We start from the raw sequence: 8,504 nt of genomic DNA on the forward strand, positions 1-8,504 counted from the left end.
GCTTAATTAAAAAAACAAGCGCTGCAGCCAAGAGGCATCTAATTCCTTCTGGCAGCCACGGTACTGCGTGGCATAACGCTTCGCTCTGTCATCAACCTTAGTCGCAACTTTGCCAAGCCAAGCCTTGGATTTATAGGTACCGCGACGATAACCGCCCCACCCCTCATGATAATTAAGATACTGGGCACGGGCGTCCCATTTAGATATGCCGTTGACTTTATTTGTTTTATGGATAAACCACCCCATAAAATCAATCGCATCGTCAAAATCACTGCGGCTCGCCCACGTGTTTCCGGTTTCGCGAATATAATCATCCCACGTCATGGTCTTGGCCTGAGCGTAGCCATAGGCATCACTTGCCCGCCCAATCGGAATAAACCCTAAAAAGTACTGCATCGGCGGCGCGGCATTGTGTTTGAATGAGCTTTCTTGGTACATCATAGCAAGCGGGACATGTACCGGTACCCCCCATTTATCTCGAGTCTCCTTAGCTGCGGTATACCATGATCGATGTTCTTGAAAAATATCACAAATATTTTCAGGAGATTGAGGTGGGGAGGTCGCACAACCAGACACTAAGACCATTAGGCCACATAAAAAGAAAGTAAAATGCCGGTTCATTAATCGCTTATTCCTAAAAATATTAATAAGTTAAATGATGGCATAGATGGGCGCCAAGACAAACCTGAATCCCCCTTTTTGCCGCCTAGGTCACTGCGATAGCACTTAGCAGGTCAGCAATGGCCTATCGCCGGGGAACTTAGCGCCTGTGGAGGCTACTTAGTTTCAGGGCTCAACTCAAATTGACACTCATGCGGTTCTTGGCGCCACACGCCGGGCTCCCAATAAGCGCTATCTTGACCAAAATAGCGCTTATCGGTATGAAACAAAGCCCCCAAATGATAGCGCTGGTGCGCTGCCACTGTGAGGGTAAAGGTCTTAGGCGTGCGGGCGCTCAGCGTGACGGCCAAACTGGGATCGTCAATTAACTCGACGACCGTAAATTGATAATCACCCGGTGCCAATTGATAATTGGGTTTAGACACAACAGGTTGACCATTTAAATGGGTGACGACAGCCCGATACCAATGCTGCCCCGCATCCGGCAGCATAAAGCCAGAGACAGTACCGCAACTGCGCTTATCGACAGGTTCGCTGGCGCAGCCCTGTAACCCTAGGGTTGCCACAAACAACGGCAGCAAACACGTTAATCGCAACTTTAATCGCCACATAGTTATCATCATCACCGTTATCGTCATCCCCTCAGGGATTAGGATTTTTCCCCAAAATAATCCGCCAGATAGTCATCAAAAGCCACGGCACGTTGCGCGTTTTCCAATTCCGCTTGCTTTGCAAGTGACGTTTTAGCCTCCGTTTGATACTCGCTACAGGTCGCCTCACTCAAAGGGTAATCCATAAAATATTGATGATATTGCGCAGAGAGCGTCATCACCCATTGACCATGATCCTGTCCTTTGGCAATTAAATGGCGATTCACTTGCCCCGAGAGCGTAAGCTCTGGATCTTTAACCGCCGCCAGCCAATGGTTAAGGGCGGCTTGATACTCGTCCCGTTCCCCATCCAATAGCTTTGCCAATGGCTGCAATTCATCAAATAAAGAACTAAGCCAGCGGCTTAAAGAGATAGGCCCCGTGGCGGATAACAACTCAAGCCCGGGTTTTCGGCCTTCAAGCACCACCGCCTTAAGGTTTGCGGCCAAGCGGGCCTCTTCCTTGGCATCGGATTTCGGCGATGGAGTTAATAAACAGTAGAGCAGGAATAAATCCAAGAAGCGCACTTGATTAGCATCAATACCGATAGGGCTAAAGGGATTCACATCCAATGCCCGCACTTCAATATACTCGACCCCGCCACGGGCTAACGCCTCAGAGGGCTTTTCACCACTGCGCGTGACCCGCTTAGCCCGAATGGGGGCATAAAATTCGTTTTCAATCTGCAGCACATTGGCATTGAGCTGGCGATATTCGCCGTCGACCTTGACACCAATATTGGCAAAATTGGCCGAAGGCATCTTAATCGCCGCTCGGATCCCCGCCAGATACTCGGGCAGAGAGTTATAGCTAATATTCAGACTCTCCTGCTCCTTATTGGTGTAGCCTAAATCGCTCATCCGTAACGATGTCGCATAGGGTAAATACAAGGTGCCGCGCCCTGACTGGCTAAACTGCAAATCGGTTTTTTGGCCCTTGATAAACGAATGACACAGGGCGGGTGAAGCGCCAAATAGATAAGGTAATACCCATACCAAGCGGCGATAATTGCGGATTAAACCAAAGTAGCCATCAGAAATAAAATCATCAAATGACAAGCGCTTATCACTTAACTCATAGAGACTGCGCCACAAATCCTGGGATACCGAAAAGTTAAAATGCACCCCGGAAATGATCTGCATCAGGGCACCATAACGATAGGTGAGCCCCTTTCGGTATAAGGTCTTCATTTTACCCGTATTAGAGGAGCCATACTGCGCCACGGGGATTGTTTGCTCATCTTTCACATAGCAGGGCATGCTCACGGGCCATAAACGTTGCCCCTGCAATTGGCGCACACTAAAGGCGTGGGTTTCAGTCAACCCCTGTAACAACGCCTCAACCTGATGGCTGACCGGCGTAATAAACTCGAGTAACGCCTCGCTGTAATCGGTGGTGATCCGCGAGTGCGTTAACGCCGAGCCTAATGCGCGGGGATGAGGATCTTGGGCCAAAAAACCCGACTCATCTATCCGTAACGCCTCACGTTCAATGCCGCGTAACATGCCAAGGAGCGCAGCACGCCCGGCGGTGTCTGAGAAATACTGTACTAATTCATTGAATGGCTTCAATTTGCGCTTCTCTGATTGGTGATTCGCTCTCGCGACTGGGTTAACAGTCAAACCGTTATGTTGCAGCTCAGCTTAGCCAATACACCGCAAAATAACGTTAGCACTGTCTACGGGACAAGCTCACTGACATTCTTCAATGACATCGTTAAATAACAAAATAACGACGGTGACAGCCAATACTGTCACCGCCTTGCCAGCGCACTCGTTCGGCTAGCACTCGCATCGACTGACACAGGCTAGCGTGCACTTTTGGCTCGTCTACGCCCTATATAAGGGCAAAAGCGCAGATTACAATACTAAGGTTTCCATGGGATAACCTAAGCGGGCTAAATCTGCTGCAATTTTTGCTTTATCGCCCACCACTAAGATAATCATCTGCTTAATATCAACCTCGGTGGCAGCCAGAGCATCGATCTGCGCCTTGGTTATAGTATTAATGATTTTATCCTGCTCAGCGGTAAAATCAGGGCTTAATTGATAACGTTGGATCATCCGCATAAAACCGGCTTTTTGATAGGGCGTCTCATAATCGAGTGCCTGACCTTGAGATACGGAACTGCGCATAAAAGCAAGTTCTGCCGGCGTAATCCCCGACTGCTGATAAACACTCATTTCCTTAATAAACTCAACTAACGCCTGCGCGGTTACATCGGTACGCACATCGCTAGAGGCCACAAAATCGCCCGTTTCAGCCCCGCCGGTAAATTGGCTTCTCGCCCCATAGGTATAACCTTTATTTTCGCGTAAATTGAGGTTAATACGGCTATTAAAGGCCCCGCCTAAAGGGTAATTCATCAAATAGGACTTAAAGTAGTTGCCCGTCGCATCATAGGGTTGAGCACGTTTCGCAATATTGATCACCGACTGAGCGGCCCCAGGTTTATCAATAATATACAGAGTGCCACCTGATAATTGCGGAAAGGGCTTTAACGGCGGCAGTACGCTCGCTTGGCCTTGCCACTCGCTTAATCCGGCAAGTTTGGGTAACAACGCCGTCTCTGACAAATTCGCAACGGTGACGATTTTCGCGTTGCCACCGCGGTATTGCTCAGCATAAAACGCTTTAACATCGGCAAGAGTTAATCCAGCGACCGACGCCAAGGTCCCCATATCGCTCACCCCAAGGGTGTTATTGCTGCCGTAGAGCAAGCCCAGTAACGCGGTATCGGCGATATAACCGGGATCCGCCTGCATATGTTGAATTTGCTGCAGTTGCTGCTGTTTAACCCGAATAAAATCCGCCTCTGTAAAACCGGGCTGGAAGAGTTTTTCCTCCAGGATCGCGAGCGTCTCGTCTAAATGTGCGGTCAAAGCGGAGACTTTAATCGTACTCTGATACTCAGAAGCGCTAAAATCGATGGTGCTCCCCAGCATCTCTAGAGCCTGAGACAACGCCTCGCTACTGCGTTTTTGGCTAGATTCATTGAGCATTTCCGCAGTGAGGCTAGCCAGCCCCGCCTTAGCAACGGGCACGAGTCGGTGACCACCGTTAAGGTAGATCACTAATTCTACCGTCGGAGTCTCAGTGCTTTGCGTTCCCATCACCTCAATGCCATTGTCCAGTCGGTGGGTCCAAATATCAGGCACTTTAATCTTTGGTGCGGGGCCCGCGGGAGGCATGCTTGTCCGATCAAATGTTGACTGCAGGGTGGATAAGGGCAAATCGGCCGCCACGGCGGTTTGTGCGACCGTTAACGGCTGCGGCGTAAAATTATCAGGATGAGCAATTAATGCCCTCATCCCTTGGGGAACCACACTCATCACCACCTGCGGTTTATTTTTAATGTATTTTTGAAAGACGCGCATCACATCGTCTTTTGTCACATTGGCATAACGGGCGAGATCGGCCGCAATTTTATTGGGCTCGCCAAACATGGTTTGATTTAACGCGAGGGTCGAAACCTTACCTTTAACGCTTTGCAATCCAAAAATCGTTTCAGCCTCAAACTGCACTTTAACCTTTTGCAGATCCGCTTCGGTGACTCCGCGTTGCTCAAACTCATTAATGGAATCTAAAATCTGCTGCTCCAGCTGGGCCAAAGTGACCCCTTTTGCCGGATTGGCCAGTGCGTAAATCGACATCTGGCAGGCTAACTCTTGGCAAGGGTGGCTCACGCTCGCCTGCACGGCATAACCATCTTTAACAAGGTTTTTATAGAGTAAGGAAGTTTTTCCGCCGCCAAGAATATTGGCGAGTAAATCGAGGGCTGCCTCATCGCCATGGCTGGCATATACGGTAGGAAAAGCCATACGGATCAGCGGCAAATGCACGTTATCCTCCATGGAAATATACCGTGTACTCGCGAGTTCTACTGGGGTTTTAGGATCAGGCAATACCTCAGGCCCCTTGGGGATCTCCCCAAAATATTGGTTTATCCACGCCAGCGTTTGCATTTCGTCAAAATCACCACCAATAGTTAAGGTGGCATTGTTAGGGCCGTACCAACGCTGGAAGAAGTGCTTCACATCATCCACCGTTGCACGATTAAGATCCTCTGGCCAACCAATCACAGGCCATGAATAAGGGTGCCCTTGAGGGTAAAAAGCCTGATTAAAGCGCTCATTCATGCGCCCATAGGGTTGATTATCGATCCGCTGGGCCCGCTCGTTCTTCACGGTTTCGCGCTGCACCTCAAATTTTTGACTGGTCAGTGCGGGGAGTAAAAAGCCCATCCGATCCGACTCAAGCCACAACATCTTTTCTAGCTGATTGTTTGGCACCGTTTGAAAATAATTGGTTCTATCGGTATTGGTGGTGCCATTCAGTGTGCCACCGGCTTCGGTCACTACCTCAAAATGCTGCTCATCGGCCACGTTCGCTGAGCCTTGAAACATCATATGCTCGAACAAATGGGCAAAGCCTGAGCGCCCTGCCAGCTCACGAGCCGAGCCCACATGGTAGGTCACATCCACATGCACAAGGGGATCGGAGTTATCTTGATGCAAAATAACGGTTAATCCATTGGCTAATTGATATTTTTTATAGGGAATACCAACTTGATCACCCGTTAGTTGCACAGTTTCAATCAGTTTAACCCCTGCGGGTAAGTGAGTTGTGGTGTCAGCTGCGCAACCTGCAAGCGCGGCAGAAACCGCTATCGCTAATATCCATTTTTTCAAAGCCATCTCCTTTTAAATAGCATTGCTCAAAATACCGCTAAATCCATTGACGATGGACTTAAGACCGACATCGCCATCACTAAGTTCCTATTAATACAATAATTTATATGGATGACAAGGGTTATATCCCCATGATTTGTGCCAGACAAATCACGCCAGCCAGTGCAGCACCGCCCCGGCGATAACAAAATAACGAACTGTTTTTCCGATAAAAATTAAAAGAGTTGCCCTAAGTACAGGTAGCTTTAGCCATCCCGCGAGGAGGCATAAGATATCGCCGATCACCGGCAACCAGGCGAGCAGTAAAGCCCAGACACCGTAACGCTCAATTAATTGGAGTGCCTTCGCGAATTTCCCTTGGGCCAATTGTGTCGGGGTAGCGGCTAAGCGCCCTAATCGACCCAAATAAAAGCTTGTCATCGCCCCTAATGTATTGCCAATACTCGCGGCCAGCACCAGTAACAAGACGTCATTATGTGTTTGATTTAACAGCGCAATCAATAAAACTTCCGAACCGCCGGGTAACAACGTGGCCGCCAAAAATGCGCCAACAAACATCATTGCTAATTCAGACATAACCGTTACTCAATAAAAACCGTTAAATGGCGAAAAAGGCCCTTGCTGTGTTCAAAAAAGTCACCAACTTAACCAATTGATAACAAACTCATTTATTACAATAAGTTATAAGAAAATCGATTTGTTTTAATGCTGGGTCTATCTATACAATGCACTCAATGGTAAAACAGCACCCATATAGAACGAATTTGTAACTATAAATTCATTCAGTTAGCAAAAAGTACATAATAACATCTTGAGCTAATTGGCTCTTACTTTATTATTTTTGGAATAATCTATGCTCCTACACACACTTAGCCGCATCCCTTTTTGGCAAAAAGTCCTCACAGGTTTTATCTTAGGGGCGCTCGTCGGCGTGCTCTTGGGCGAGACTGCTACAGTGCTAAAACCCTTAGGCGATCTCTTTATTAGCGCCATCAAAATGCTCGTTGCCCCCCTCGTGTTCTGCGCCATTGTCGCCAGTATTACGTCCTTGGGCTCACAAACGAATCTAAAACGCTTAAGTCTAAAAACCTTAGGCATGTTTATGCTAACCGGAACAATCGCATCATTAATCGGTTTGGCTGTTGGCTCAATCATCGACATGGGCGGCACAATGTCGCTGACGACAACTGAAGTACGCGAACGTAATATTCCGGGATTTTCCCAAGTCTTACTGGATATGATCCCAGTCAATCCCTTCGCATCGCTAGCTGAAGGCAAAGTACTACAGATTATTGTTTTTGCAGCGTTAGTAGGGATTGCTATCAATAAACTGGGGGAAAAAGCTGAACCGCTAAAACGCACCATTGATGCCGGGTCCGAAGTGATGTTTCAACTCACACGGATGGTGTTAAAACTCACTCCAATTGGGGTATTTGGCCTCATGGCCTGGGTTGTTGGCTCCTACGGCTTATCAACCCTATTGCCACTCGGTAAATTTATTGCAGCAATTTATATTGCAGCACTTATCCACATCATTTTTATTTACGGTGGGCTAGTTAAATTTGTAGCAGGCTTAAGTCCGTTACAATTCTTCCGCAAAGCCATGCCTGCTCAATTGGTCGCCTTTAGTACCTCATCGAGCTATGGCACCCTTCCTGCCAGTACCCGAGCGGTAGAAACCATGGGAGTATCAAAACGCTATACCTCGTTTGTCATGCCGCTAGGGGCAACCATGAATATGGATGGTTGTGGCGGGATCTACCCCGCGATTGCCGCGATCTTTATCGCGCAAATTTATAATATCCCGCTAGATACCTTGGATTACATCATGATCGCGGTCACCGCGACAGTGGCCTCGGTCGGTACCGCAGGCGTACCAGGAAGCGCCATGGTGATGCTCACCGTCACTTTAGGAGTGATTGGCTTACCCCTCGAAGGCATTGCATTTATTGCGGCAATTGATCGCATCGTTGACATGATCCGTACCGCGACAAATGTCACAGGCGATATGATGACTGCCGTCGTGATCGGCAAATTAGAAAACGAATTAGATGTGTCACAATTTAACGCCAATATCGCAGAAGATTCTGCGCCGATTACCCCTATAAAATAGGGACTCATTAGTCGCCAGAAAGCCTCAAGTGTAACGATAAAACCGCCCCGAACCGCAGCACCAACAACTGCGCAAGGGGCGCATTAACCAATAACAATCACCATTCTAAACACCTTCACTCCCAAACCACGCCGATAACTCTTTAGCGCTAGTAGCTTATATTGCAGTTAACTCAAAGCCACTCACCTGCAAATTTAAAATCCCCCTATATTTTAAAGGAACAATCGAACTAAGATCGCTAAATACCTGACTATCGCACGCCCCAACCCTAATATGAAACTCGCCAACGGGTTAATGCACAGATACTAGGGCTTAAAAATAAGCCAATATTAAGCTCCTCTCAACGTGTATACATGAACGCCATCGCCGCGAGCAAATATCCAACAAGGTAGAGTAACCAGCCATTTCAACCAACACAGAAAACAGACC

6 protein-coding genes are annotated in these 8,504 nt (G+C 48.0%); 1 reads left to right on the forward strand and 5 read right to left on the reverse strand.

The genetic code is table 11. The features are described from left to right. Positions 1-6 precede the first annotated feature (6 nt). The 5 genes from ACRCZA_RS01035 to ACRCZA_RS01055 form a co-directional block, all read right to left on the reverse strand. On the reverse strand, positions 7-621 hold the full coding sequence (locus tag ACRCZA_RS01035; protein WP_438672632.1) for a hypothetical protein: 615 nt from the start codon (positions 619-621) through the stop codon (positions 7-9). 155 nt (positions 622-776) lie between these two features. After that, entirely contained in the window at positions 777-1,232 is a 456-nt protein-coding gene (locus ACRCZA_RS01040) for a hypothetical protein (protein WP_438672633.1), read from the reverse strand. 38 nt (positions 1,233-1,270) lie between these two features. Beyond that, positions 1,271-2,893, reverse strand: coding sequence for a glutamate--cysteine ligase (gene gshA, locus ACRCZA_RS01045; protein WP_438672634.1), 1,623 nt, complete (start codon positions 2,891-2,893; stop codon positions 1,271-1,273). Positions 2,894-3,130: 237 nt separating this feature from the next. Then, positions 3,131-5,962 (reverse strand): M16 family metallopeptidase, encoded by a 2,832-nt coding sequence (locus ACRCZA_RS01050; protein ID WP_438672635.1) that lies wholly within the window; start codon positions 5,960-5,962, stop codon positions 3,131-3,133. A 150-nt stretch (positions 5,963-6,112) separates the two neighbouring features. Then, positions 6,113-6,538 (reverse strand): YqaA family protein, encoded by a 426-nt coding sequence (locus ACRCZA_RS01055; protein ID WP_438672636.1) that lies wholly within the window; start codon positions 6,536-6,538, stop codon positions 6,113-6,115. A 277-nt stretch (positions 6,539-6,815) separates the two neighbouring features. Between ACRCZA_RS01055 and ACRCZA_RS01060 the strand changes: the two genes are divergently transcribed. Then, the gene (locus tag ACRCZA_RS01060) at positions 6,816-8,075 is read left to right on the forward strand and encodes a dicarboxylate/amino acid:cation symporter (protein ID WP_438672637.1); all 1,260 of its coding nucleotides are present in this window, start codon (positions 6,816-6,818) and stop codon (positions 8,073-8,075) included. The last annotated feature ends 429 nt before the right edge of the window (positions 8,076-8,504 follow it).

Source organism: Shewanella sp., assembly GCF_051658185.1.
In the GTDB taxonomy this organism is placed as follows: Bacteria; Pseudomonadota; Gammaproteobacteria; order Enterobacterales; family Shewanellaceae; genus Shewanella.

What these genes read in the sequence shown, in the direction of transcription:
- ACRCZA_RS01035 (WP_438672632.1), bottom strand. Translation starts at nt 621, where the DNA reads ATGAACCGGCATTTTACTTTCTTTTTATGTGGCCTAATGGTCTTAGTG.
- ACRCZA_RS01055 (WP_438672636.1), bottom strand. Translation starts at nt 6,538, where the DNA reads ATGTCTGAATTAGCAATGATGTTTGTTGGCGCATTTTTGGCGGCCACG.
- ACRCZA_RS01060 (WP_438672637.1), top strand. Translation starts at nt 6,816, where the DNA reads ATGCTCCTACACACACTTAGCCGCATCCCTTTTTGGCAAAAAGTCCTC.
- ACRCZA_RS01040 (WP_438672633.1), bottom strand. Translation starts at nt 1,232, where the DNA reads ATGTGGCGATTAAAGTTGCGATTAACGTGTTTGCTGCCGTTGTTTGTG.